Origin of the sequence: Aeromonas sp. QDB54 (assembly GCF_027707385.1) — a bacterium.
In the GTDB taxonomy this organism is placed as follows: Bacteria; Pseudomonadota; Gammaproteobacteria; order Enterobacterales; family Aeromonadaceae; genus Aeromonas; species Aeromonas hydrophila.
Genome location: NZ_JAPCIT010000008.1, coordinates 57,084 through 81,317, shown reverse-complemented (window position 1 = coordinate 81,317; position 24,234 = coordinate 57,084). Strand labels below are relative to the sequence as shown.

Genomic DNA, 24,234 nt, shown 5'->3' with positions numbered 1-24,234 from the left:
CTTATTCTTTTAAATTAACATTATTAACATACCAGTCCCACGCATTTCGCATGCCTAACTCCAATGTAGTGGTTGCCTGCCAACCCAATTTATTCAATCTTGTTACATCCAGTCTTTTTACAGGAGTACCCTCAAGTTTATTCTCATCAAAACAAAACTCTCCGGTGAAACCACTGATAGCTTTAAGAAGCTCTGCCACTTCACGAATAGAGCAATCAATACCAGTTCCAATATTAATATGAGAACATCTAGGATCAGTCAGTGACTGTAAATTTTGTTTAGATATAGACATAATATGTAAGCATGCTGCCGCCAAGTCATCGACATGCATGAATTCACGACGGGCGTTGCCACTACCCCAGATCTCTACAAACTTATCGCCTTGTTCAATGGCTCGATAGAACTTTCCTATTAAAGCAGGGATAACATGACTGTACTGAGGGTGAAAATTATCATATGGGCCATAGAGATTGGTCGGCATGGCACAGCGATAATCTCTTCCATATTGCCTATTGTAACTTTCACACAGTTTAATACCGGCAATTTTGGCAATAGCATAAGGTTCATTGGTCGGCTCCAATGGGCCGGTAAGAAGTGCCTCTTCCGAAATGGGTTGTGGGGTCAACTTTGGATAAATGCAACTAGATCCCAGAAATAGCATTTTCTGTACATCAACAAGATGTGCACTGTGAATTAAATTAGCTTCAATCATCAAGTTTTGGTAGATGAATTCGGCTGGGAAACTTTCGTTTGCATAAATTCCTCCAACCTTGGCAGCCGCCACATATATTTCATCTATTTGTTGATGCATCAGAAACCGTTTTACCGCTTGTTGATCTGTCAGATCTAGCTCACCTCGAGTAGCGGTCACCAGTTCAACTGAATCCAGCATCGTAAGTTGCCGACACAAGGCTTGTCCTACCATGCCGAGATGTCCAGCAACAAAGACTCTCTTCTTAGCCATATATTCAGTCCCCCATGGACTCACCAATCTCAAATCCGTGTTTTTTCAACAAGGCATGGCACTGCGCTACTTTCACATCTGCAGCAACCATTTCGGCACACATTTCTCTGACTGTAATACTGGGTTTCCAACCCAGTTTTTCTCGTGCTTTACTCGCATCACCTAACAAAGAATCAACTTCTGCAGGACGGAAATACCGGGGATCAATACGAAGGACCACATCACCAGGACGAACTGCCGGAGCCAGCTCTCCCTTGGCTGATACCACCACTGCAACTTCTTCAACACCCTTGCCTTCGAAACGTAATTGCATACCTACATCTTCTGCTGCCCAAAGAATGAACTGACGCACAGAATACTGCTCGCCAGTCGCTATCACAAAGTCTTCAGGTTCTTCTTGCTGTAACATGAGCCATTGTAGTTGTACATAATCCTTTGCATGACCCCAATCCCGTAGAGAATCAATATTCCCCATGTAGAGACAACTATCCAAACCTTGGGCAATATTGGCCAAACCTCTGGTAATCTTTCGAGTAACAAAAGTTTCTCCCCTACGGGGAGATTCATGATTGAAAAGAATACCGTTGCATGCATATAAACCATAAGCCTCACGATAGTTCACCGTGATCCAGTATGCATAAAGTTTGGCAACGGCATAAGGAGAGCGTGGATAGAAGGGGGTGGTTTCTCTTTGCGGTATCTCTTGGACCAGGCCAAACAACTCTGACGTCGAAGCTTGATAAAACCGGGTTTTTTTCTCCAATCCCAGCAACCGGATAGCCTCTAGCAGGCGCAGTGTGCCCATAGCATCCACATCGGCCGTATATTCAGGAGACTCAAAGCTGACGGCTACGTGAGATTGAGCCCCCAAATTATATACCTCATCTGGTTGAACCTCTTGAATAATACGGGTCAAGTTAGAGGAGTCCGTCAGATCACCATAATGCAGTACAAAGTTTTGATGTTCAATATGAGGGTCTTGGTAGATATGGTCTATACGTTGAGTATTGAACGATGACGCTCGACGCTTGATCCCATGCACCTGATACCCTTTTTCTAACAGAAACTCGGCCAAATAGGAGCCATCCTGCCCGGTTACACCAGTGATAAGTGCGACTTTCTTATTCATAGATTTCATGCCACTTGATGATCCGTGCTACAGGAGCCTTGTGTTGTAACTTCAAAACTATTTCATCACCATGCTCTCCCTCTACGGAGTTAAATAAAATATCCACATTGGAGGGGAAATCATGTAAAGACCAGACTTGTCTACCATTAAAGGTACTGTCACTCCCCAGAGAGGTAATAAAGAAGTCTGTCACAATACCCGATTTTTCAAGCAGCATGTATATTATGTTAGCCATAATACCGGTACCAAAGATACCAATACGTCTTCCTTTCAGTACTGAAACATCTTGCTCCTTCTCCAAATAACGATGAAAAAGCCGCTTCAATAACGTCATATTTTTATTTGCAAATGCCAAAGCTACGTCTTGTTGGTTTACCCTTTCCAAATCAAGAAGTTCGTAAATAATCCTGGTTTCCCGATTGATTAGGTTATAGTTTTCAATATTACTGCTCAGCCCACCAAGATAGAAATGGGCCACTGTTCTGTCAGAAAAATCCCCACGCTTAAAAAGAATGGTCTTCAACATAATATAGGAATCAGCAGCTATATTAAAAGACCGGGGAAAACCACCATATTCCTGCAGCAGGGCTCGCTTCATGAAAAAGCCTTGATGATGAGGATGGCTAAATTCCTGTTCACCTTTACGCAACTCATTTCCATGCAAAATCCACTCAGCATTGGTCGCAGGATCTTTTATAATAACTCTAGCAGCCAAATAATCTAGAGAATCGTCTCTTTCAAATTCGGTCAAAATATCATAAATGACATCTGAGTCACAGAGGTGATCATCTGAACTAAGATAATAAATAATTTCACCCGTTGCAGCAGCTAATCCTTTGTTGAAAGCATCATAAACGCCGTTATCTGCTTCTGACACCACTTTTGCTATATGTGGAAATGTAGACACTAGGGTGAGTGTCTGATCTGAAGATCGGCCATCGACAATGATATGTTCTATCTGGGAAATGGCGGTTTGCTTAGCCACACTACATAAGCATCTTTCGATAGTTGCAGCACTATTATATGTTGCTGTGATGATAGAAACTTTCATTTAATTTTCATCCATTAGAGCAGTATAAAGGGCATTCTAAACCAAAGGTCAGCTACGAACGCCTGCCGCTTTTCTCAATACACTGATACAATCCATATCCTTGCATTCCCAATCGATGAGTGTTTGTTCTACAACCTCGAAATTATGGTGCTGGGCAATCAAAGCAACATCATCTTTTGAGATCCTACTACGTCCGGCCGGATTCAGATTCCATTGGTCGAACACTCTCATCTTATCCACCAATGCACCAAGATTGGAGTGATGCATTACTACATACCCCTGATCTTTCAGTACACGGTTGAATTCGCCGAGATAGAAATCCAAGCTTTTATAAGAGAAATGGACCATCGCATCCCAAGAATATATCAGACTTAGAGAGCTGGCTTGCTGAGGTAACTGATCTGTACCATTGCATTGCATACTAATATTTGAATATTTAGCAAAGCGCTGGCGGCAGAACTCTATTGCGTCAAAGCTGGCATCAACCAACTGTAGATACTGACAACGAGTATGCACTATCTCTGCAATACGTCCCTTACCACAGGCAAAATCAAGGACATTGCTATAATCCAACACACCTTCCAGCCGGCTCAATACAGGTTGAATGAATCTATTATATTGGGCTTGGGCTGAATTTTCTGCCAATTTATAGTAGGCATCCCATTCATCATCTGCCGGGGTAGCATTCAGTCTGGTTTGAATCAGGTCTAGCACATCAATTTTCTGCTCAGCGCTGATACCTACAATTCTCGTAGGATCAACGCCCTCACTAACAAGATACTTTGTTATCTCTTCTTCAAATAATTGAGAAGCAATAATAATTTGATCAGGCTGTTGCCAATCCATCAACGCCGGTGGTAAACAAATGAGTTGTTGCTGTTTTCCCAAGGACTTAAATTTTTTATCGACCAGCCAAACCACATGACAAAAAGGAACTGCAGCCAACTGTCGCAGGAAATATTCGCCAATTTCTCCAGCACCATAGATAGCAATGCTTGCTCCCTTGATGACACGATCGAAGGGAAACAGTATGAGATTCATGAGTTAACCCTGCTTATTATAGTTCAATACGGGTGGCGTCTTGTACAGCCAGGTCACGGGGCGAAACCCAAACAGGCCATCTTTCTTATTTGTATGTCCATTCAACGCACAAAGTCTGGCCCAACGTTCAGATATCACGCCAAAATCATCCTTCCAGTTAGCTCTGATACTGCTACTGAGTTTTTCTAGCCATAAATAAATTCGTTCTAACTCTACATCACTTAAATCACTTCGCAGATCACAGCACCATTCATGCGCCTCAATATCTATGTCCGCGACGCCGAGAGTTAGCATGTATTTGCTCATAATCTGCCGATAAAGAATCATTTGACGCGTTCGTTTTATTTTTGAGACTTGAGCATCATGAACTCTGTAATGGACCAATACTTCCGGGATGTTGGCAAATTTAACTCCACTACAAAGTGCCATTCTGGACCAGAGCTCAGTATCCTCGACATCTTCATATTTTTTGTCATATGCAAAATTCTGAAAAAACTCGATTTTACCCATGATAGAGCTATGGCTGAACCCAGATGAACGAAACAACAGCATGAATTTAATAAATGTATCTTCCCGGCGGTGATGCCAGACCTCGCTGCGAGCCCCGAAAAGCTGCACCCAGCTTCCAACAATGTCTACCTCTGGGTGAGCGTTGAGAAAAGCCAACTGACAAGAGAAACGATGGGGCTCACAAATATCATCGCCATCCATGCGGGCCAACCATCTGCCCTGGGCTAATGCCACCCCTTCGTTAAGAGAATCGACAATTCCGCGATTTTCCCGGGAAATGATCTTGATCCGTTGATCATGACAAGCTATACGCCGAACAATTGCAGGTGTCTCATCACTGCAACCGTCATCGATCACCAGCACTTCAAAGTCTGTGAAAGTTTGAGCCTGGATACTAGCAAGAGCTTCTTCGATATATTCTGCACAGTTATAGACAGGCATTAATACAGATAACAGTGGTTTGGTCACGGCATGTGTATCCAAGGTTCAAAGAGTTGTCGTGTGCTTGGCAAAGTGATTCAACGCATTGTTCACCGCATCATCCATATCAAAATAGCGATATTCGGCAAGGCGGCCCAAAGCAATCAGCTGCGGGAATCGGGTCAACTCATCACGGCACGCTTGATAATGCTGTTTGGCTACATCGGTAAACAGCGGGTAGTAGGGCTCTAGCCCCTGTTCTAGCTGATAGTCACAGGGATATTCGTAAACGATGCTGGTACCGGGATGTACCTGCCCGCTGAAATGCTTGAACTCGGTGATCCGTGTGAAGGCTTCTTCATTTGGATAATTGACGGTGGTGACCGGTTGAAATTGCTCCAGTGCCAGATGGCGATGCTCAAAACGCAGTGAACGATATGGCAGGTAATTCCCCTCTGCCGGCAGCAGATGATCCAGCATCCCGGTATAGATCAAGGGGCCATCAAATTGCTCGCCATCCAGCAGCACCCGCTTCTGCTGCCAATCCAGCCTGACGTGCTCTGCCATGGGGGTCGACAGCCTCACGTCAATCAGCGGATGCGCAAGCATGCGCTCAAACATGGCGGTATAGCCTACGGCCGGCACCGCCTGCCAGGGGTCGGTGAAGTAGCGATCATCCCGGCTGACCACCACAGGTACCCGCGCCGTCACCTCGGGGGAGATCTGCTCGGGGGGGACTCCCCACTGTTTGCTGGTGTAGTTGACGAACGCCTTCTGATAGATGAAATCCGCCAGTTCACCCAGCAGGGGAGACTGCTCCTTGCGCAGTTCGAGAATCGGCACTCTGGCGCCATCCCCGAACCGGGTACGCAGGGCCTCAATCATGGCGCCGGCCTTCTCGGCGGGGAAACAGCGTTCGATGCTGGTCAGGTTGAACGGGATAGGCACCAGTTGCCCATCGATGCGCGACAGCACGCGATGCTCGTAAGGCAACCACTCGGTAAACTGCGACAGGTAATCCCACACTTCCTTGCTGTCGGTATGGAAGAGGTGCGGCCCATAGCGATGGATCAGCACCCCATGCTTGTCATACTCGTCGAAACAGTTGCCCCCGATGTGGTCGCGCTGTTCCAGCACCAGCACCTTCCAGCCAAGCTGGCTGGCCATTCGTTCAGCCATGACGGCGCCCGAAAGCCCGGCGCCAATGACGATTGCCTGATATTTCATTTATATTTTGCTCTAAGAATTTTTGCTTTGGGCATATAGCACTGTTTCCATCCAGTTGTTTCTATGATGCCCCAAATAAAAAAGATAATCTGGATTAAGTGACTTTATATACTCTGGTATACGCCATAAATCCGCTTGACAGTGATAAAGACTGATCGCTAATTTTGGTTTTCGAGTAGTAATTGTATTTTTTGCCCCCACAAGAGCATGCATTTCAGCGCCCTCAATATCTAGTTTGATAACCGTTGGAGCTATGCCATTCGACTTTACATAGTCATCAATGCTAATCGCATTGATAGCCACCTCGCCTTTTTCATCGACTCTTCGTCCATACGAGATGGTATCATTATCCGAAAAATTGAGCTCTTGTGCTGATGACCATAAGCCTAAATTGTTAGATACCACTTTTAACTTTGTTTTATCTCCATAACGGAGCAGAGCTTGAAAATTTTCTGAATCTGGTTCAAAAGCATGAATTTCTCGCACAATAATATTGTGCTCATCCAAGCTTTTAATCGTATCGCCAATGTATGCCCCGCCATCAATAATTATATCAGCGGTTGAATATCCAACATTGGGTGACATATATTGTGGATAGCTACTAACGGATATACTATCTACATTACCACAACGGAAGGAAATGAGGTCAATCAAACTTTTCTTAGAAGCATCATCTTCTAATGATGAATAAAAATTGATTAGCTCATTCTTATCAGTAATTGTCATGCGTTCAAATACAGTAACAAAAGGATCTATAACAAACACTTCCCCTACAAACCCAGCACGTCTTAAATCTAGCGTTATTTCTTTTGCCCATGTAGATGCGATCAGTAAAGGTGCTGTTTTTGAGGAGATATATTTTATAGTCTTAAGCGGAAGGTTCATAAATATACCTTCATCTTCATTTCTACCTACAAAATAGGATGCCGTATGCCCAAACTTTATAAGTTGATCATAACAATTCTGAGCAAGCTGGCCTGTTCCAAAAATTCCAAATACAGCTCGGTTTTCTATTAGATCTATTAGTCTATTGCTCTTTATATACAAGAGCTCAACTTGTTGGGAAAACACATTATTCATTTAAGTCCTCTTGGCTGATGTTAAAACAACCGTGCGAATACTGATTTCGGGGTCTTCCGTTCTTCCCACGCCAGTTGATGCCGCTCGTCGAAGAACCAGCCTGGCGCCAACTCCGCAACCTCTACCACCGACTGATCGATGAGCTGTGTGAAGCGGGCGACGTCATCCTGCCGCAAAAAGTAGAGCGCGGCAGAGTAGTAGTGATGGGCACGCCCCTGAGCAATGACCACCGGGTCAGCGCCAAACGCAGCCGCATTGTCACAGGCGCGCAGCAGATCGCGCAGCGACTGCTCACGCCGCTCTGCCGACTTGCGGGTCTGCCCGCCGAAGCTCTGGGTATGAAAGCGATAACGCCCCAGCAGCTCGGGGATGAAATCCAGGGTGCCCGGATTGAGGGAGAGATTCAGGATGTGCCAGGGGTAATCGAGAATGATCTTGCACCCTTCATCGATGGCATCAGTCATGCCGTCATAGTGGCGGAACATGATGGAGCTGGCATTGACGAAGACCCCGAAGCGGATCAGCGCCTCCCGCGTCATCACGGGTTCGAGGTAACGGGCATTGTAGTAATCGCGGGTGAAGAACTTGATGCGCGCATCGGTCTCATCATCGAACATCTCCGCCTCGTGATAGCAAAGCGTGCAGCCGGGGTGCACGTCCAGATAGTCGGCCTGACGCTGCAGCTTGCCCGGCAAAGCCAGATCGTCGCCATCCACATAGGCAAGGTAGGCCCCTTTTGCTTCACCAAGCAGCCGCTTCTGGGTTCTGGCCAGCCCCATGTTCTGTTCGTTTTGCAGGGCCCGCAGGGCCGGCCACTGCCGTGCCAGCCGCTGCATGATGGACCAGGAGTCATCACTCGAGCCGTCATCGATGGCGATCACCTCGAACTCGAAATCCGTCTGCTGCTCGAGCAGGCTGAGCAGGCAGGGTTCGATGAAGCGCGCCAGATTGTAGACGGGCACCAATACGCTGACTTTCATAGGGAAATCCAAGGGAAAATGAATAGAAAAGAAGCGGATGGGAGAAAATGGGCAAGGCTACCGCACGGTCCCTGTCAACCCTTCTCCCTCTCTGTCAGGTTTTACTGCAAGAGCTATGCCTGACCAAGCTAATCCATTGAAGCTGCGGGATTTATGTGAGCCACACCCGATTATTCACGTCGGCTGAGGCCACGGCTGCACAGTTGCAGCATGTCGATGCCATCCCAGTGCCATTCGAATGCGAGCGCCTGTCCCGGCGCCACCACCCGGTCAATCCGGCAGGTGGGGGCAGTCGGCAGCGCCGCTTCGACCCCGGCCCTGTCACCGCCGACCCAGACGCAGGTCTGCATGTCCCAGGGCTGTGCCAGCAGCTCATTCAGGGTATCGGCCACAAATTCGGCAACTGTACCTCCTCCGACGTGTGCGAGCCGCAGCGTGCTGGTCGGAGTCAATAAGGTGACGCCGGGCAAGCAGGTCACCTTCATTCCTCCCTGCTCGGCGGCATTTTGTTGACTGTGGATGAGTCGTTCCATCACCAGGGCGGGATCGGCGGCAAAGGGAGCAAACAGGGCTTCCAGCAAGCGGCGGCGCAGTCCCTCATCGGGTTCACCCAGCCAGCAGAAGGTGGTTGGTGAGGCGCAGGCCTGCTGGTTGAAACGGGTGCAGTCCTGCTGCAAGGCATCCAGCATCCGTTGCCACTCTTGCGGCTCCAGCCCGGCCAGCCAGCGGCTGTCGAGTACCGCCATCGAGCGGCGATCCGGAAACACCACTTCCTGTGCCATGGGGGCCAGGGGAATGGCTCGCACCTGGCGAATGGTCTCGTCGCCACCCCAGATGATGCGCAGCCGGCAGCGCGCCGACAGCCAGGCGGTGATGCCCTCGTCGTGCTCATAGCGAATAAAGCGGGTACGGGCAGCGATCTCTTGCCATTCACCGAGGCTGAACAGTTCGTTGAGGATCGCCAGCATGGCCTCCTGCTGCGGAGCGCGGCGTGACGACAGCCGCACCACGCAGGGGTTGCCCATCAACAGAGCCACCAACCAGGAGTAGAAAGCCACCGTCGGCACGTTGGAGGGCACCAGGTGAAAGGTGACCCCCAGCGGCCCCCGTCCCTGCAAGCGCAGCTGTTCTCTAGCCAGCTGGCGCGGCCGCAGCCAGAAACCGAACGCGGCCAGATCGGGGTGACGACGCCCCTCCTGCTGCAGGCGGGCCGACAGCGCCGCCACGAAGTCGCAGATGACGGGGGCAAAGCAGGGCAAGGGCTGCGGGCTGAAGGTTTGCCAGCCCGCCGTCGGCGCCACGAAGCCGACCGCCGGCCCCTCCTGCCAGAGCCCGGTGGTCGCCCCGGACGGGGTCATTGGAAGGTGTCGCTGCATCCCCTCACCTCGGCGCCTTGCTGGCGTCCCGCTACGTGAAAATAACGGCCATGGCGGCCACAAGGGCAGTCATCCTCTCCCAGCAGCACGCCGAGATCCTCGCTCAGCAGGCTGTGGCCGGGATAACTGCCGGGGATGGCGGAGAGCACCTGCAGCAGGCCTGGACTGCCAATCCCGAGCGGCTGATGGGTGAGCGGATCGCGCACCTGTACATCGGCAAACACGGGAGCATGCAGGTGTCCCTGCTCGCACTCGACGAAGATGGAGCCCACCTGCTCCACCATGCCATAGAAGTTGTGTACCCGACCCAGCCCCAGCTGTTCGCGGCAACGGGCCTTGAAGGCAGGATTGTCCATCGCCAGGTGCTGCAGCTTCTTCCAGCCGCCGCTGTGAAACAAAATGCCCTGCGTCAGCGGTAGTTGCAGGCCGCGCTCGCGCAGCGGTTCCAGCAGGCATTGCCAGACCATGAAGGTGAAACCGAACAGCAGCACCGGCTGGCCGGCATATTTGTCACAAAAAGCCTCTATCACCGGCCAGTTGGGCCGCATCTGCTCGTCGAGAGCATAGGTATGATCACGGCCGAGGAAAGAGAGCCCCAGCGCGCCCGCGCCGCGCGCCGAAAAGCCGCTGCGGTTCTGGATGAGGGCGGGTTGCTCCACCAGCAGCATGGGCAGGCGCTGCTTGCCGACAAACTCCTGCAGGATCTTCACCAGCACCTTGCTCTGCAGGGCGGCGGTCTCCCTGTCCAGCACGATCCGTGATGGTGAACCCGTGGTGCCCGACGAGGTGAGCACCTTGAACACCTCGCTCTGCGGCACGCTCTGCCACTGGGCCAGTTTGAACAGCCGGGCCGCCAGGTAGGGCAGCGCATCGTAGTCGGTCGCTGCGGCTGTCCAGCCGAAGGCTTGCAGCACATTGTCATAGGCCGTGCAGTGCGCCTGATGGTACGCAGTCAGCGCGTTGAGACGCGCCAGCAGCAGCGCCTGTTTGGCGGCCTGGGGCAGGGCGAAGACCGGCGCGCTCAGCAAGTGCTCCATCACGCCTCCCCCGCCAGTCTGGCCAGAGCGGCGTAGTCAATCTTGTGATTGGCGGTGCGCGGCAGTTGCGTCACCTGCACCACCTGCACCGCCCGCGGCGGGGCCTGCAGCCACTGCGCCAGCTCGCGCTGCAAGCCGTCGGTCGGCTGGTCACCGCGAGGCTCGACGGCCACCAGCAGGCTGTCATCACGCCCGCCGCACGCCCCCGACCAGCCCCAGCGATGGAGCTGGCTCTCGACCTCTGCCAGGCTGATCCGCTTGCCGAACAACTTGAGAAAACGACTGAGACGGCCGCAGATGTAGTAGCGGCCCGCCTCGTCACTGCGAGCCAGATCGCCGGTGGCCAGCTCCTGCAGCAGGGCGCCCTGCACCAGATCCTCGACGGTAGTGGCATAGCCCAACATGACGTTGTCGCCGCGATAGACCAGCTCCCCCTCCCCGGGCTTGCCCCCCTCCAGCTCGCGCAAGGCGAAGTGGCCTCCGGGAATGGCGCGGCCGATGGCATCCGGATGGGTGACCACCTCGTGCGCCGCCAGCCAGGCCATGCGCGCGGTCGCCTCTGTCTGGCCATACATGACGAAGAAGCGCCGCCCCAGCCGCAGGGCCTGTTCGGCAAACTGCTGCGCCAGCGCGGGCTCTAAACGCCCGCCCGCCTGAGTCAGGGTTTGCAACGAGGGGTAGCGGGCCCAGTCAAAGCGCAGCCGGGCCAGCATCTGATAGGTAAAGGGTACTCCGGCAAAGCTGCTCACCTCGTGCAGATCGACCTGCTGCCAGAAGTCGCGCTCCAGCACGCTCCCTTCGTGCTGCACCAGGGAGGCGCCCACCAGCAGATGGCTGTTGAGCACCGACAAGCCGTAGGAGTAGTACAGCGGCAGGCTGGTGATGGCCCGCTCGGCCGCCGTCAGCGTCAGATAGTCGGCGATGGAGGTGGCGTTGGCAGCCAGATTGCGCCCCGACAGCCGCACCCACTTGGCGCTGCCGGTGCTGCCCGAGGTCGGCAGCAATACTGACAGTTCCGGGTGCAGGGTGGGCGTCGTCGCGGCAAGCCGCTCCAGCTGACCGGCGTCATTGACCCGCCAGCTCACGCCAAACTGCCGGCAGCTGGCATCGTGCTGGCTCGCTGGGAGGGCCGGGTCTGCCAGCATCACGACATGCCCCAGCTTGAGCGCGGCCAGATAGTGCAGCAGGTGGGCGGTGCGGGTGAAAAAGGGCAGATAGACCAGGCTGCGCTCGTCCGGATAGCCGGCCGCCAGCCGCGCCACCCGCCGTGCCAGCTCGCCGTAGGAGAGCCAGCCCTCTTGCGGGTCGCGCCAGGCCGGCGCCGGGTTGTCTTCCCGCAGGTGGGCGAGCAGTGCGTGCGCGTGATCCATCAGATCGTCATGCCCCCATCCACGCCGATGACCTGACCGGTCACGTAACTCGACAAGTCGGAGGCGAGAAACAGCGCGACCTTGGCCACTTCGTCCGGCGTGCCGATGCGCCCCATGGCGATGCTGGCGAGCCGCTCGGCGAACTTGTCGTCCGGGATGGCGTGGGCCATCTCGGTGTCGATGAAGCCGGGGGCGATGGCATTGACCCGGATCTGGCTGGCAGCCAGCTCCTTGGCCAGCGACTGGGTGATGCCGATCACCGCCGCCTTGCTGCCGGCATAGCTGCAAAGCCCGGCCGCACCTACCCGCCCCATCAGGGAGGCCAGATTGATGATGCTGCCGCCACCGCTGCGCTGCATCAGGCGGGCGGCATACTGGCTGCAATAGACCACGCTGAAGGTGTTGTGGCTGAAGGTCTGCTCCAGCTGGGCCTGGTTGACCATGCCGAGCAGCCCCTCTTCCAGCATGCCGGCATTGTTGACCAGCACGTCCAGCTGGCGCGTCTGGGCAAACAGCTGCTGAAAGGCCTGCTTGACTGCCTGCGGCTGTGCCACATCGACACAGAGCGAGTGACAAGACACGCCGAACTCGGCGCCGAGTTCATCGGCCAGCCGGCTCAGGGCCGCCTCGTCACGCCCCGCCAGCCACAGCTCGGCCCCCTGCGCGGCAAACAACCGGGCAATGGCGAGCCCGATGCCGCGCCCGGCGCCGGTGATCAACACCCGCTTGCCTTGCAGCAGCCCCTGCATCAGAGGGCGATCCCGTACTTGGCGAGGATCTCCCGCGCCTTGGCGACCGAGCTCATGTCGATGATGTCATCGGTATCGAGCAGCACGCCGTAGCAGTCCTCCAGCTGGGCGATCAGGCCCATGTGGGCGACGGAGTCCCACTGGGGAATGCTGTTGTAGGCCAGCTGGTCGCTGACGCTGCCGACGTCGATGCCGAGGGCATCGGCAAAAACCTGTTCCAACGCTGTAGTCATCTGAAAAATCTCCGTAGCCGTTCTCGGGCGGCATAATAGTCGGCGGGCTGCAGTTCAAGCGCGATGAAGTCGCCCTGTTGCCCCTGTTGGCGATAGCCGAGCTGCGCATTGAGGCGCAGGGCGGCGTCATTGCCGGTGCGCACCAGGGTGCGGATGCAGCCGAGCTCGAAGGTATCGAAGCCCTGATCGAGCTGTGACAGGGCGGCGGCGACGGCCAGCATGGGGTGGCGCACGCTGGAGCGGCCCAGATAGAGACCGGCATCGGCCACCGGCTGTCCCTGCAGCGATTGCCGCGCCTCCCCTTTCAGGTTGACGTAGCCGGCCCGCAGGCCGCGGCACCAGAGCACCCAGTGCTGCTGGTCAGGCCGTTCCAGGCTGCTGACGAACCACTGCCGTTGCTGGCGGGGGGAGATGAGCGCCTGCTCCACCATCTGCAACCGCACCTCGTCCTGGTTGCGCCAGCGTCGCAGAGTGGGCAGATCCCAGGGCTGGAGCGGGCGCAATTCGACACCATAACTCATGTTCAATACCAAAGACGTCCCATCACTTGCCCATGTTATCGACCATCGCCGGGCAATTCCGTAGCAAAGCTCAATAATATAAGATGAAAACTCGGTATAATCTCAAAAATAATCAACGAGTTGTCATCAATTATCCGGCCCGGCGACCACGTCGGGCTCCTCAGGGAGAGAGCATCATGGCCATCGCCATCATCCCGGCACGGGGCGGCAGCAAGCGCATTCCCCGCAAGAACATCCGTCCCTTCTGCGGCTTGCCCATGATTGCCTACGCCATTGAGGCGGCCAGAGACTCGGGCTGTTTCAGTCGGGTGGTGGTCTCCACCGATGACCCGGAGATCGCCGAGGTGGCCCGTCGCCTCGGGGCTGACGTGCCCTTCCTGCGGGGCGCCGCGCTGGCCGATGACCATACCGGCACCACCCCGGTGGTGATCGACACCATCCAGCGGCTCGACCAGCTCGGCATCCAGGCAGAGCACTACTGCTGCATCTATGCCACCGTGCCGCTGATCCAGGCCGCCGACCTGCGCGCCGCCCACGCTCGCCTGCTCGCCAGCCAGGCTCCCTTCGTCTACACGGTGGCCGAATTCGGCTTCCCGATCCAGCGGGCGGTGCGCATGGACGAACAGGGCCGGGTCACGCCGTTCTGGCCGGAGCAGATGGCGAAACGCTCCCAGGATCTGGAGCCCGCCTATCAGGATGCCGGCCAGTTCTACTGGGGCAGTCGCGCGGCCTGGCTGGGAGGGATCAGCCCGGTGGGGGGAGAGGGGATCGGCCACATATTGCCAAGGCACAGGGTGGTCGACATCGACACGCCGGAAGATTGGCACCTGGCCGAACTGCTCTATCAAGTGCTGGCCCAAGATGACGTTTAAGGTTGCCTTCCGGCTAGACGCTGGCGCCGATATCGGCCTGGGCCACCTGATGCGCTGTCTGGCCATCGCCGATCGGCTGCACGCCGCCGGGGCCGAGTGCCACTTCCTCTGCCACGATCTGCCGGCGCACCTGCTGTCGTTGCTGCGGCCCCATCACCATCATCCCCTGAGCGCGTTCGATGACGCTGGTGCCCTGCCTCGCCTGCTGCCCGATTGGCTGGTGTTCGATCACTACCAGATTGACCAGCGGCTTGAAACCCAGCTGGCCGCCCACTGCGGCCGCGTGCTGGTAATCGATGATCTGGCCGACCGGCCGCACCACTGCCAGCTGCTGCTGGATCAGGGCCCCTTGCGCCGCGCCGCCGATTACCAGCCGCTCACCCCCGCAGATTGCCGGCTGCTGCTGGGCACCGATTATGCCCTGCTGCGCCCCGCCTATCGCCAGCTGGCGCGGCAACACGCCAGTCAGTGGCAACGGGGCCTCATCTGCTTTGGCGGCGCCGACCCGGCCGGCGCCTGCCTCATCACCCTCAACAGCCTGGCACGGCTGCCCTGGGCCCGCACCATACGCTGGACTCTGGTGGCGGGCGGCGCCAATCCCTTCTGGCCCGAGCTGGAGCAGAGAGTGGCCGAACTGGCCGACCTCGATTTGGTGCTGCTGCGCCAGAGCGACCAGATGGCCGACCTGATGAGCCGGCACGACTTCGCCATCGGCGCCGCCGGCGGCATGACCTGGGAGCGGGCCTGTCTCGGCCTGCCGACCCTGGCGGTGTCCATCGTCGACAACCAGCAGTTCAACGACCAGGTGATCGCCCGCTTTCAGCTGGCCGAGCGGCTGACCCTGAGCGAGCTGGCCGAGCCTGAGCGACTGCTGCAGGCTCTGCAACGGCTTGAACAACAGTCAGACGACTACCGCCACCGTGGCCAGCAGCTGGTGGACGGGTTGGGGCTGGATCGGCTCACCGCCCGGTTGCTGCAACAATCGGATTATCAGCTGTTACCAGATGGCCAACAGTGGCAACTACGCCATGATGACCAACCGCTGCTCACCCTGACGCTGAACGGCCAGCGACTGACATGGCAGGCCACCCGGCCACTTCAGCCCACGCAGTGGCAAGAGCTGGCACATCGCTTGCAAACAATTTTCTCCCAATTTCCCCTCTATCTTGCCGAGCCACCGCAGATAGCGCCCCCTGCCCCTTGGCAGCCGGCGCCGCAAGGCTGGCAACTTGGCACAGGAGTCTGAACACAGATGCAGATCGCCCATCAATCCATCGGCCCGGCGCAGGCTCCCTATGTGATCGCCGAACTGTCGGCCAACCACAACGGCAACCTGGAGCGTGCACTGGCCATCATGACCGCCGCCAAGGAGGCCGGGGCCAGTGCGGTCAAGCTGCAGACCTATCGGCCCGACACCATCACCCTCAACAGTGATCGGCCGGAATTTCAGATCCACGGCGGTTTGTGGGATGGCCACAACCTCTATGACCTCTATGAGTGGGCGCACACCCCCTGGGAGTGGCATCAGGCCCTGTTTGCCAAAGGGCGCGAGCTGGGCCTGACGGTCTTCAGCAGTCCGTTCGACTTCAGCGCGGTGGATCTGCTGGAATCTCTCGACTGCCCGGCCTACAAGATCGCCTCCTTCGAGCTGGTGGATCTGCCTCTCATCCGCTACGCCGCCCAGACCGGCAAGCCACTCATCATGTCCACCGGCATGGCGAACGAGGCCGAGATCGCCGCCGCGGTCGAGATGGCGCTCAAGCACGGCAACGGCCAGCTGGCCCTGCTGCACTGCGTCAGCGGCTATCCGGCGCCGGCAGCTGAGTACAACCTGCGTACCATCCCTATGTTGCGCCAGCGCTTCGGGGTCGAAGTGGGGCTCTCCGATCACACCCTGGGATCGGCCACGGCCATCGCCGCCACCGCGCTCGGGGCGACCCTCATCGAGAAACACTTCACCCTGGCCCGCGCCGACGGCGGGCCGGATTGCGCCTTCTCCATGGAACCGGCCGAACTCACCGAGCTGGTAGCCTCGGTCAATACCGCTCATGCCGCCCTCGGGGTAGCCGATTACCAACTCACCGCCAGTGAACAGGGCAACCGCGCGTTTCGCCGCTCCCTCTATCTGGTCAAGGAGATGGCCGCCGGCGAGGCGCTCACCGCAGAGCATATCAAGTCGGTGCGCCCCGCCCTTGGCCTGCCCCCCGCCGATTACGATCGGCTCATCGGCAAGCGGGTCAACCGCAGCCTGAGTGCCAACCAACCGCTGAGCTGGGAGTGGATAGACAACGATGAGTGATGATCTCTTCAACCAGCACGGCAGGCTCATCAGCCAGCGCTGGCCCGCCCTCTGGCCCCGCCTGCTGGCACAGGACGTTGAAAGCCTGCCGGCCGAGCTGACCGAGGGGCTCGGCTCCACCCTCAGCCTCCACGGCATCCAGCTCACCAGCCGGCACGACCGGGTGAAGGAGGCCGAGCTGCAGGCCGCCAGCCTGCCCGAGCAACCGGTGCTGCACCTCTACGGCACCGGGCTCGGCGATCTGCCGCGCGCCCTGCTGGGGCGCAACAGCCTCAAGCGGCTGGAAGTGAAGATCATGAATGGCGCCCTGTTTGCCCTGGTGCTGCGGCTGCTGGACCAGCAGGACTGGCTGACGGACCCCAGGGTCGAGCTGATGATGGCCGGCGACGAAGGGGAGGTGCGGCTGCCCTTTTTCGCCCTGCCGCCCGAGCTGCTGCTGGTGGAAGATGCCGCCGCCCGCATCCGCGACCGGCTGGTGAGTGAAATAGACTTGCCGTTCGCCCGGGCCAGGTTCGACGCCGAGCACCCCGACGTCACCCGGCGGCTGGCGGAAAACCGCGATCTGCTGGCCAGCGACGGCGATGTGGCGTCCCTGTTTGGTCTGGCTCAGGGCAAGCAGGCCCTGATCGTGGCGAGCGGCCCGACCCTGCAGCACAACCTGACCACCCTGCAGGCCCAGTTGCAGCGCCGTCGGCAGGATTACCTGCTCATCAGCGTCGATACCGCGCTGGCGTTTTTGCTTGGCCACGGCATCCGGCCCGACATCGTCGTCACCATAGATGACGCCATCGACGGCAACCGGCTGCCCGCCGCCCAGTCGGCCCAGACCACCCTGGTCTATTACCCCACGGTTCCCACGGCAGCCCTGCTGGCCTGGCAGGGGCCGCGCAAGACAGCCTACTCCCGCAGCCCCATGTATCAGCAACTGCGGCAGACGCTCCCCAAGGGCGTGCTGCACTCGGGTGGCAGCGTCATTCATCCCGCCGTGGATCTCGCCGTGCAGATGGGTTGCCACCAGGTCATCCTGCTGGGCACCGACTTCGCCTTTCCCGGCGAGCTCACCCACTCGGGCTGGGCCGACGGTGCGCTCGGCCCCAGCGCCGCGCTGGCACTCAGCTGGGCCCTCGACGGCCATGGCCGGCGGGTCAAGACCAATCCGAACTTTTCCGCCTACCGCACCGAGCTCGAGCGCTACATAACGCGCCACCCCGAGGTGCAGTTCTGGAACTGCAGCCGGGAAGGCGCGGAAATCGCTGGCTGCCACTATCACCCGGAGTACGTGCAATGAAAAACGGCCAGATCACCCGACTCACCGCCCTGGCGCACCAGTTTCGACTGGGGCAGTCGGTCGCCGCGAGTCAGGCATTGCCGGAACTGCTGCAAGAGGTGCTCACCGAGCAGGGCAACCTGCCGCCCGGGCTGGTAGCCGCCCTGCTGCAGTGCCAGGAACGCCAGGACTGGCTGGGGCTGGCCGACTACCTCGAATATGAAGTGGTGCACTGCCTGTCGACCCCGGCCGGCGACACCACCACAGGAGACCACTGATGATCAAGGCCATGTCCAACGCCTCCGAGCAGGAGCTGTCACGCCGTCAGACCTTCAGCGAGTTGCTGCACGCCAGCCCGCTGCCCGCGGCCGAGCTGCAGAACAACCTGGGCCTCTACCTCAAGCGCCAGTCGCTCTCCCGCATCCTGTTCATGCACGAGCTGTATCAGAAGATCGTGCCGGTCCACGGCGTCATCATGGATTTCGGTACCCGCTGGGGTCAGAACCTGGCGCTTTTCTCCTCGTTTCGCGGCATGTATGAACCCTACAACTACAACCGCAAGCTGGTGGGATTCGATACCTTCAGCGGTTTCCCTTCCCACGCCCCGCAAGATGGCAGCGACGCCGCCATCCAGCCCGGTGCCTACGGGGTGACGCCGGGCTATGAGCAGCATCTGGCCCAACTGCTCGCCGCCCATGAGGCGGAAAGTCCGCTGGACCATATCGTCAAGCATGAGCTGGTGAAGGGAGATGTGACCGAGACGCTGCCGGCCTATCTGGCTCGTCAGCCGGAGACCATGGTTGCGCTGGCCTATTTTGACTTTGATCTCTACGAGCCGACCCGCCGCTGCCTCGAGCTCATCAAGCCGCACCTGACCAAGGGATCGGTGCTGGCATTCGATGAGCTCAACTGGCCCGCCTTTCCGGGGGAGACCCTGGCCCTCAAGGAGGTGCTGGGGCTGGATCGCTACGCCGTCCGTCGCACCCCGCACAACCCGGGGCCAGCCTATCTGGTGATCGAGTAGTCCGGTTGCGGGCTGAGGCGACGCAGCAGCCCGGCATCCAGCAGCATCCGCGCCAGCGGCTCCACCCGCCAGAACGGCGCCCCTATGATCTCGGCGATCTCGAACAGGGTCAGTTTGCCGTCGCTGTAGGCCAGCAGATTCATCATCTCCCGCACCTGCCAGCCCGAATAGCGGGTCGACAAATCCGGATAGAGCCCCCGCTTGCCGAGCTGGGGTTCGCCCAGCACTGTGACCTCGCAGCGCTCGTCCAGCTCCAGACACTCGATGGCCCGGCGCAGCGCCATGAATCCGCCCGCCAGACCGGCCGGCGTCACCAGCGAGAGGTCATCGAGCGAGGTGTGGTACTCGGCATAACAGCCGTATCTGCTGCGCATCACCGAGGTGACCGGCAGATCGATGCCGGGCGCGCACAACTGCCGCTCGTTGGAGCCCCGCTCCAGGAAGCTGTAAGCCTGGTAGCCCGGCGCCAGATGGCCGAGCACATGGCGACCGATGCGATCCGCCAGCGAGTTGCCTTGGCGGGAAGGCAGGAAGGAGTAGCCTCGATCATCACCAAGGCAGGTCAGATTGAACCCGGCCAGGGTGCGCTGCTTGAGCTGGTCCAGATGGCGGGAGAGATAGACGATGGCCCCCAGGGTTTCAGGGACCAGCATCAGCCGGTAGCTGTAGCGACGTGTTGGCAGTGACGCCAGCCAGGCCATCAGGAAGACGCCGACGCAGGGGCCGGAGAGCTCGTTGTTGGCCATGGAGGGGTGGCAGGTGTAGCTCGACAGCAGGATCTCCTGCTCGCTCTCCCCCGGCAGCACCCAGTCGCCATAGGTGAGCGAGCCCGGGGCCAGGGTGGCATCGATCACCACCTGATATTCTCCCTCCGGCAGCGCCTCTCGCAGCCGATGGGGCAGACAGAAGCCCCAGCGGCGCTTGTAGTAGGAGGTCACATAGGGAATGGCGTCCGGCTGCTCGGGCAGAGAGTGAAGATGGGGCTGCAACTCGGCCAGCGAGAGGGTGCAGCGCACCGGCTCCGAGTAACCGACCAGATGCAGGTTGTGATCCTGGAAGTCCACCACCCTGCGTCCATCCGGCCCCACTATGTAGGCCTCCCGCACGTTCCACTCGTCAGGCACGGTCCAGTCGAAGCACTCGGTACCGCTGGCCACTTCATGGATCTGCAGCTCGGGCAGGCAGTGCTCGCGCCACAGGGCCAGCGACTGCCGAACCCCGTCCCCGGTCAGGCTGCGATTGAGCGGAAACAGCAGGGTGAGCAGCCGATGCAGCTGTTCACCGATCTGTGCCTGGTCGTCCCAGTCGGTGGGCAGATAACCGCTCTTGGGTGAAAAACTCATGGGATGGGTGCCTCGATCAATTCGACAATGTGGCCAAGCGGGCTCAGGAAAAACTGGACATGGGCACCGCCAAAGGCGATGGCTGGCTGGCTGGACCCGAGGGGCAGGTGGCGCTGTGTGCGCAGCCGTTCGGCACTCTCCTGCAGGTTGTTCACCCGATAGGCAAGGTGGTTGATGACGTTGCGCCGGGTATTGAGCACCTGGGCAACCGGGCTCTCCTCGCCGGCCGGGGCGACCAGCTCGTAGCAGAGACCATGGTCGTCATGCACAAACTGCACCCAGACCCGTTGCAGCGGATCTTCCACCGCCTCCGAGCAGCGGCTCAGCCCCAGCACGTCGCGGCAATAGGCCACACCGCTCGCCAGGTCCGGCACCACCAGTCCGATGTGATCAAACTGCATGGGGTTCTCCTCCTGCCCGGATCAGGGCGTATGGGGCCGCCGCCAGCAACTCGCTGGCAGCCAGGATGAAGTCGCGGCACGACACCGCCCAGACCGGCACCCGCTGGCACAGCGTCTGGCGCCAGGCGCCCCGCTCCTGCAGCAGGGCCACCAGCCGGGAGAGGTCGATTTCGCTGGCCAGCGACAGGTCGCGCACATAGTAATCCGCCTGCCACTCCCGCACGCGGCCGTCGACGCGCACCTGACCCGCAAACATCTTGTGATAGCGATAAGAGACGGCCAGCCGCTGCTCCACGTAGTGGGTGAAGGTGATGCGGTCGGGGTGGCAACCCAGCCCCAGCAGCCAGCCGTTCTGCTCCGCCAGCCAGCCGAACGGGCTCTCCTGGCCGAAACAGTCGTGACACTCCCGCGCCACCAGCGCAGGCCCCTGTGGGCCGCTGATCGCCATGCTGAAGACGGGATCCAGTGTGCGCACCACCCCTTCCCGCTGGCGGAACAGCTCCGTCATCAAGCCCACCTTGCTCGGGGTCTGCGCAGGGTCGAAGCATTCGTCCGCCATCGGGCTGTAACTGAAGGTCGGCACCAGCAGGTGTCCATCCAGCCACTGCTCCAGGCATGCCCAGAAGGCCGCGATGCCCTCGGCGTTGCCCATGCCGGCAAACTGTGCCACCACCATGGCATCCGAGTGCACCATCAGGGCACCGCCTCTGGGGATCCCCAGCTCGGTCAGCGCCTGCTCGAGTGCCTGTTTCACACGGCAACCCCTTTGCTCTGCAGGGCTTGCTGGATGTCGGCCAGGCTCTTCAACTCGGCCAGCTCCTGCGGCTCGAACCGCACGGCATAGTGCTGTTCGACCAGCAACAGCAGGTTGAAGTGACCCAGAGAATCCCACTCGGGAAAACTGCCGAGGGCAGACTGTGCATTGACGCTGGCCTGAGGGAACTGCTGGTGTGCCAGCGCGATAAGGTCATTCATTGGCATAGAACTCCAAAAACGGGAGAGAAAGAGAGCAGAGATCCAGACTGAGGAACACCTCGTCCGCCAGCGGCAGCAACCCCGCTGGAGTGGTTATCGGCCGGGTTGGCAGGCTCGCCAGAAAATCCCGTGCCGGCTGGTTGCGGGTGGTGGCAACCAGGCTGATGACCAGCTCGGTCACGCCTTGCACCCGCAGATGGTTTGCCAGTTGCGCCAGCAGCCAGTATTCAAAGCCGCGCCCCAGCACCCGGCAGCTGATGGCCAGGGTATCCAGCAGCGCCCTGCCCTCCTCGAGCGGGCGCACCACCAGCAGCGCCGTCATGCCGTGATCGGCGAACCTGTCTCGCAGGCTGGCCAGCCAGACGTCGCCTCCCTCGGCGGCCAGCCGGGCCAGCTCCGCCGCCTGATAGCGGCGGCCGGAGAGGTTGAACTGATTGGTCTTCTGGCTGAGCTGTTCGGCTCGCAACTGGTTGCCCGGGGAGAACGGCTGCCAGTCAGCCTGCAGCGCCAATTGTCGCAGGAAGGCGTGCTCGTCGCCCAGTTGCCGGCGCACCGCCTCGGCCTCGGCCTGGGCCTGATAAGAGTGCTGCCGCAGGCCGTCATCCCGGCTCTGGTAGCGACTGCACAGAGCCGGCAACGTCAGCAGGGCATCCGGCCAGCTCCAGAGATCGGCCGGCGGGGTCATCACCATCACCTCGGGGCAGTTGGCCCGCACCTCGGCCCGCTCCAGCTCGCTGTCATCCCAGAAGACCAGGCTGTCCAGCCCGACATTGAGGCGGGCGGCCAGCCGCCGCAGCCCCTGGGACTTGGACTCCCAGCCGATCTCGGCGGCGGCGATCTGCGTCCGTGTCAGCACCATGCCGGGATGCTCGTCAAACAGCCGCCACACATCGTCCGCCAGATTCTTGGAACAGAGCGCCAGCACTATGCCCTGCCCGTGCCAATGGCTGGCCGCCTGCTGGAAGGCCTGGTAGAGCCGACCCATCCCGTCCTGTCCCAGCAGGACGCCGCCGACACCGTCTTCGCCGACCACGCCGCCCCACAGGGTATTGTCGCAGTCGAGCACCAGCACCTTGTGGGCGGGTCGCTGCAACCGCTGCAACAAGGGGAGAATCCACTGCGCCAGGCTGGCCAGACCGGCCATGGAGAAGGGGCAGGACATCAGATAGAGGTTGCGCCGATCGAAGCAGTGCTGGCGGCCATGCTGTTGCAGCCAGAGCGGCAGGTGCAGGTCGTCCAGGCCGGGTTGCTGCAGGCGCAGGCGGGCCATCTGCTGCTCGAACGCACTGGCCAGCGCGGCGAGCACGGCAGGGGCCGGGCCATAGACACAGAGCGGGGCATGGCTGCAGGCCCCCACCAGCAGATGATCCTGCGGGCGGCGCTGCAGATGCTGCAACAGAGGCTGGCAGAGAGCGTCGACGAAGGCGGCGACCGCCAGCTGCTGCTCATCCTGCGCCAGACGGCCCCACTCCTGCAGGGTCCGGGCTGGCACCAGATCTTCCCACAGCCAGATGATGATGTGGGTCCCGGCCGCAGCCTCGGCGCTCTGGTGCATCAGGGTCTGCAACCACTGGCCGTGGGGGGCCACCTGTACTTCGCCGTATTCAGCCAGGGGTCGCCAGGCGAGATTGCCCGGCATCAAGAACGAACTGCCACTGAGATGAAGCATGGTCATGACCTTCCCCACTGCGCTACCGGAACCATCCCGGCGACCGACAAATGGGATGATCGTGTTTGATCTTCATGAAAAACAAAAGCTTTTTTGGCCGTATTCAGTAGTTGATGCTGACGTAGGGTACCTCGTCCACCTGCCACAACTGCTTGAGGTAGACGGTCAGCACGAAGAAGAAGTTGGCCAGCAGGTTGGCGAACCGATAGAGGATGGGGTCGAAGCGCACCCCGCTCTCTTCCAGCCGCACCAGCAGCCGCACCACCTTCTTGCTGCCGCAGCGGCACAGGTGCAGGGTCGGGATCGGCTGCGGCCCTTGCGGCAGCACGAAACCGGTGACCCGGCCGCGACTCGCCTCGTTGTAGTGATCGTAACGCCCCTTCAGCCACACCAGATCTTCCTCGAAGATGCCGAGCCTGCCGCGCACCGAGCCGTTGAGGTTGTAGATAAGCCGCTGCAGCGCCGCGAGATCCGCCTGCATGGGCGCAATCTCGGCCTCCGGAGCCAGGTGTGACAATACGGCGCCCACCTGGCAGCAGAGCTCGTCGGTGGCGATCTCGTAGTCACACTGGAACTGGGTTTCGAAGATGAAGGGGTAGCAAAGCTCGCGCTTGTCTCTGGGCTTTTTCGGGTTCATGGGCTGACCGGATCGGGAAAAAGGCCAGTTTGCCAGCCCCCGCAGGAGCTGGCAAACGG

Annotated in this window: 26 protein-coding genes; 6 read left to right on the top strand and 20 right to left on the bottom strand. The window is 58.7% G+C overall.

The window, feature by feature from the left end; all coding sequences use genetic code 11:
• Position 1: 1 nt before the first annotated feature.
• The 14 genes from PG881_RS09965 to PG881_RS09900 all read right to left on the bottom strand — a co-directional run bounded on the left by PG881_RS09965 (position 2) and on the right by PG881_RS09900 (position 13,700).
• Positions 2 to 964, bottom strand: coding sequence for a GDP-L-fucose synthase family protein (locus PG881_RS09965; protein WP_106551497.1), 963 nt, complete (start codon positions 962 to 964; stop codon positions 2 to 4).
• Between the two features lie 4 nt (positions 965 to 968).
• On the bottom strand, positions 969 to 2,093 hold the full coding sequence (gmd, locus tag PG881_RS09960) for a GDP-mannose 4,6-dehydratase (protein ID WP_017781250.1): 1,125 nt from the start codon (positions 2,091 to 2,093) through the stop codon (positions 969 to 971).
• A complete protein-coding gene (locus PG881_RS09955) occupies positions 2,086 to 3,144 on the bottom strand; it encodes a glycosyltransferase family 2 protein (protein WP_106551496.1) in 1,059 nt (352 codons plus the stop codon). The genes gmd and PG881_RS09955 overlap by 8 nt, the downstream gene beginning before the upstream one ends.
• A 48-nt stretch (positions 3,145 to 3,192) precedes the next feature.
• Positions 3,193 to 4,185, bottom strand: a complete 993-nt coding sequence (locus tag PG881_RS09950) for a class I SAM-dependent methyltransferase (RefSeq protein WP_106551495.1) — start codon at positions 4,183 to 4,185, stop codon at positions 3,193 to 3,195.
• Positions 4,186 to 4,188: 3 nt separating this feature from the next.
• Positions 4,189 to 5,163: a glycosyltransferase family 2 protein gene (locus tag PG881_RS09945; protein ID WP_270799701.1), complete on the bottom strand. Its 975-nt coding sequence runs from the start codon at positions 5,161 to 5,163 to the stop codon at positions 4,189 to 4,191.
• Between the two features lie 18 nt (positions 5,164 to 5,181).
• Positions 5,182 to 6,342: a UDP-galactopyranose mutase gene (gene glf / locus PG881_RS09940; RefSeq protein WP_106551493.1), complete on the bottom strand. Its 1,161-nt coding sequence runs from the start codon at positions 6,340 to 6,342 to the stop codon at positions 5,182 to 5,184.
• Between the two features lie 12 nt (positions 6,343 to 6,354).
• On the bottom strand, positions 6,355 to 7,422 hold the full coding sequence (locus PG881_RS09935; RefSeq protein ID WP_139705021.1) for an FkbM family methyltransferase: 1,068 nt from the start codon (positions 7,420 to 7,422) through the stop codon (positions 6,355 to 6,357).
• Between the two features lie 20 nt (positions 7,423 to 7,442).
• The gene (locus tag PG881_RS09930; RefSeq protein ID WP_270799680.1) at positions 7,443 to 8,414 is read right to left on the bottom strand and encodes a glycosyltransferase family 2 protein; all 972 of its coding nucleotides are present in this window, start codon (positions 8,412 to 8,414) and stop codon (positions 7,443 to 7,445) included.
• A gap of 158 nt (positions 8,415 to 8,572) precedes the next feature.
• Positions 8,573 to 9,760 carry an acyl-CoA reductase gene (locus PG881_RS09925; RefSeq protein WP_270799847.1) on the bottom strand — a complete coding sequence of 396 codons (1,188 nt, stop codon included), beginning with the start codon at positions 9,758 to 9,760 and terminating at the stop codon, positions 8,573 to 8,575.
• A complete protein-coding gene (locus PG881_RS09920) occupies positions 9,757 to 10,815 on the bottom strand; it encodes a LuxE/PaaK family acyltransferase (protein ID WP_270799678.1) in 1,059 nt (352 codons plus the stop codon). The genes PG881_RS09925 and PG881_RS09920 overlap by 4 nt, the downstream gene beginning before the upstream one ends.
• Entirely contained in the window at positions 10,815 to 12,185 is a 1,371-nt protein-coding gene (locus PG881_RS09915) for an AMP-binding protein (RefSeq protein ID WP_270799675.1), read from the bottom strand. Before PG881_RS09915 ends, PG881_RS09920 begins: the two co-directional genes overlap by 1 nt.
• Positions 12,185 to 12,934 carry an SDR family NAD(P)-dependent oxidoreductase gene (locus tag PG881_RS09910; RefSeq protein WP_270799673.1) on the bottom strand — a complete coding sequence of 250 codons (750 nt, stop codon included), beginning with the start codon at positions 12,932 to 12,934 and terminating at the stop codon, positions 12,185 to 12,187. Before PG881_RS09910 ends, PG881_RS09915 begins: the two co-directional genes overlap by 1 nt.
• Positions 12,934 to 13,167, bottom strand: coding sequence for an acyl carrier protein (locus PG881_RS09905; RefSeq protein WP_257685983.1), 234 nt, complete (start codon positions 13,165 to 13,167; stop codon positions 12,934 to 12,936). Before PG881_RS09905 ends, PG881_RS09910 begins: the two co-directional genes overlap by 1 nt.
• Positions 13,164 to 13,700 (bottom strand): GNAT family N-acetyltransferase, encoded by a 537-nt coding sequence (locus PG881_RS09900; protein ID WP_025202506.1) that lies wholly within the window; start codon positions 13,698 to 13,700, stop codon positions 13,164 to 13,166. Before PG881_RS09900 ends, PG881_RS09905 begins: the two co-directional genes overlap by 4 nt.
• 164 nt (positions 13,701 to 13,864) lie before the next feature.
• On the opposite strand from PG881_RS09900, the gene pseF reads away from it, so the two are divergent.
• Genes pseF through PG881_RS09870 form a run of 6 tightly spaced genes read left to right on the top strand, consistent with a single transcriptional unit; the run spans position 13,865 to position 19,150 of the window.
• The gene (gene pseF, locus PG881_RS09895) at positions 13,865 to 14,560 is read left to right on the top strand and encodes a pseudaminic acid cytidylyltransferase (RefSeq protein WP_039213028.1); all 696 of its coding nucleotides are present in this window, start codon (positions 13,865 to 13,867) and stop codon (positions 14,558 to 14,560) included.
• Entirely contained in the window at positions 14,550 to 15,806 is a 1,257-nt protein-coding gene (gene pseG / locus PG881_RS09890) for a UDP-2,4-diacetamido-2,4,6-trideoxy-beta-L-altropyranose hydrolase (RefSeq protein WP_270799665.1), read from the top strand. Before pseF ends, pseG begins: the two co-directional genes overlap by 11 nt.
• Positions 15,807 to 15,812: 6 nt before the next feature.
• On the top strand, positions 15,813 to 16,859 hold the full coding sequence (gene pseI, locus PG881_RS09885; RefSeq protein ID WP_270799663.1) for a pseudaminic acid synthase: 1,047 nt from the start codon (positions 15,813 to 15,815) through the stop codon (positions 16,857 to 16,859).
• Entirely contained in the window at positions 16,852 to 18,147 is a 1,296-nt protein-coding gene (locus PG881_RS09880; RefSeq protein ID WP_257689630.1) for a motility associated factor glycosyltransferase family protein, read from the top strand. The genes pseI and PG881_RS09880 overlap by 8 nt, the downstream gene beginning before the upstream one ends.
• On the top strand, positions 18,144 to 18,404 hold the full coding sequence (locus PG881_RS09875; RefSeq protein WP_010635733.1) for a hypothetical protein: 261 nt from the start codon (positions 18,144 to 18,146) through the stop codon (positions 18,402 to 18,404). The genes PG881_RS09880 and PG881_RS09875 overlap by 4 nt, the downstream gene beginning before the upstream one ends.
• On the top strand, positions 18,404 to 19,150 hold the full coding sequence (locus tag PG881_RS09870; protein ID WP_257689631.1) for a class I SAM-dependent methyltransferase: 747 nt from the start codon (positions 18,404 to 18,406) through the stop codon (positions 19,148 to 19,150). The genes PG881_RS09875 and PG881_RS09870 overlap by 1 nt, the downstream gene beginning before the upstream one ends.
• Here the strand turns inward: PG881_RS09870 and PG881_RS09865 are convergent.
• From PG881_RS09865 to PG881_RS09840, 6 genes are all read right to left on the bottom strand, one after another.
• Complete coding sequence (locus PG881_RS09865) at positions 19,132 to 20,493, bottom strand: DUF4910 domain-containing protein (RefSeq protein ID WP_270799655.1); 1,362 nt, start codon at positions 20,491 to 20,493, stop codon at positions 19,132 to 19,134. The genes PG881_RS09870 and PG881_RS09865 overlap by 19 nt on opposite strands.
• Positions 20,490 to 20,894: a VOC family protein gene (locus PG881_RS09860; RefSeq protein ID WP_270799652.1), complete on the bottom strand. Its 405-nt coding sequence runs from the start codon at positions 20,892 to 20,894 to the stop codon at positions 20,490 to 20,492. Before PG881_RS09860 ends, PG881_RS09865 begins: the two co-directional genes overlap by 4 nt.
• Complete coding sequence (locus PG881_RS09855) at positions 20,884 to 21,648, bottom strand: AAC(3) family N-acetyltransferase (RefSeq protein WP_270799648.1); 765 nt, start codon at positions 21,646 to 21,648, stop codon at positions 20,884 to 20,886. Before PG881_RS09855 ends, PG881_RS09860 begins: the two co-directional genes overlap by 11 nt.
• Positions 21,645 to 21,869: an acyl carrier protein gene (locus PG881_RS09850; protein ID WP_270799646.1), complete on the bottom strand. Its 225-nt coding sequence runs from the start codon at positions 21,867 to 21,869 to the stop codon at positions 21,645 to 21,647. The genes PG881_RS09855 and PG881_RS09850 overlap by 4 nt, the downstream gene beginning before the upstream one ends.
• Positions 21,862 to 23,544: an HAD-IIIC family phosphatase gene (locus tag PG881_RS09845; RefSeq protein ID WP_270799643.1), complete on the bottom strand. Its 1,683-nt coding sequence runs from the start codon at positions 23,542 to 23,544 to the stop codon at positions 21,862 to 21,864. Before PG881_RS09845 ends, PG881_RS09850 begins: the two co-directional genes overlap by 8 nt.
• Before the next feature lie 97 nt (positions 23,545 to 23,641).
• Positions 23,642 to 24,175 carry an ATP--cob(I)alamin adenosyltransferase gene (locus PG881_RS09840; RefSeq protein WP_146062447.1) on the bottom strand — a complete coding sequence of 178 codons (534 nt, stop codon included), beginning with the start codon at positions 24,173 to 24,175 and terminating at the stop codon, positions 23,642 to 23,644.
• Positions 24,176 to 24,234 lie beyond the last annotated feature (59 nt).

Coding starts and splice junctions, on each gene's coding strand:
- pseG (WP_270799665.1), top strand. CDS start 14,550: ATGACGTTTAAGGTTGCCTTCCGGCTAGACGCTGGCGCCGATATCGGC.
- PG881_RS09840 (WP_146062447.1), bottom strand. CDS start 24,175: ATGAACCCGAAAAAGCCCAGAGACAAGCGCGAGCTTTGCTACCCCTTC.
- PG881_RS09865 (WP_270799655.1), bottom strand. CDS start 20,493: ATGAGTTTTTCACCCAAGAGCGGTTATCTGCCCACCGACTGGGACGAC.
- PG881_RS09910 (WP_270799673.1), bottom strand. CDS start 12,934: ATGCAGGGGCTGCTGCAAGGCAAGCGGGTGTTGATCACCGGCGCCGGG.
- PG881_RS09860 (WP_270799652.1), bottom strand. CDS start 20,894: ATGCAGTTTGATCACATCGGACTGGTGGTGCCGGACCTGGCGAGCGGT.
- PG881_RS09880 (WP_257689630.1), top strand. CDS start 16,852: ATGAGTGATGATCTCTTCAACCAGCACGGCAGGCTCATCAGCCAGCGC.
- pseI (WP_270799663.1), top strand. CDS start 15,813: ATGCAGATCGCCCATCAATCCATCGGCCCGGCGCAGGCTCCCTATGTG.
- PG881_RS09920 (WP_270799678.1), bottom strand. CDS start 10,815: ATGGAGCACTTGCTGAGCGCGCCGGTCTTCGCCCTGCCCCAGGCCGCC.
- PG881_RS09925 (WP_270799847.1), bottom strand. CDS start 9,760: ATGACCCCGTCCGGGGCGACCACCGGGCTCTGGCAGGAGGGGCCGGCG.
- PG881_RS09850 (WP_270799646.1), bottom strand. CDS start 21,869: ATGAATGACCTTATCGCGCTGGCACACCAGCAGTTCCCTCAGGCCAGC.
- PG881_RS09845 (WP_270799643.1), bottom strand. CDS start 23,544: ATGACCATGCTTCATCTCAGTGGCAGTTCGTTCTTGATGCCGGGCAAT.
- PG881_RS09950 (WP_106551495.1), bottom strand. CDS start 4,185: ATGAATCTCATACTGTTTCCCTTCGATCGTGTCATCAAGGGAGCAAGC.
- PG881_RS09905 (WP_257685983.1), bottom strand. CDS start 13,167: ATGACTACAGCGTTGGAACAGGTTTTTGCCGATGCCCTCGGCATCGAC.
- glf (WP_106551493.1), bottom strand. CDS start 6,342: ATGAAATATCAGGCAATCGTCATTGGCGCCGGGCTTTCGGGCGCCGTC.
- gmd (WP_017781250.1), bottom strand. CDS start 2,093: ATGAATAAGAAAGTCGCACTTATCACTGGTGTAACCGGGCAGGATGGC.
- PG881_RS09935 (WP_139705021.1), bottom strand. CDS start 7,422: ATGAATAATGTGTTTTCCCAACAAGTTGAGCTCTTGTATATAAAGAGC.
- PG881_RS09870 (WP_257689631.1), top strand. CDS start 18,404: ATGATCAAGGCCATGTCCAACGCCTCCGAGCAGGAGCTGTCACGCCGT.
- PG881_RS09875 (WP_010635733.1), top strand. CDS start 18,144: ATGAAAAACGGCCAGATCACCCGACTCACCGCCCTGGCGCACCAGTTT.
- PG881_RS09915 (WP_270799675.1), bottom strand. CDS start 12,185: ATGGATCACGCGCACGCACTGCTCGCCCACCTGCGGGAAGACAACCCG.
- PG881_RS09965 (WP_106551497.1), bottom strand. CDS start 964: ATGGCTAAGAAGAGAGTCTTTGTTGCTGGACATCTCGGCATGGTAGGA.
- PG881_RS09955 (WP_106551496.1), bottom strand. CDS start 3,144: ATGAAAGTTTCTATCATCACAGCAACATATAATAGTGCTGCAACTATC.
- pseF (WP_039213028.1), top strand. CDS start 13,865: ATGGCCATCGCCATCATCCCGGCACGGGGCGGCAGCAAGCGCATTCCC.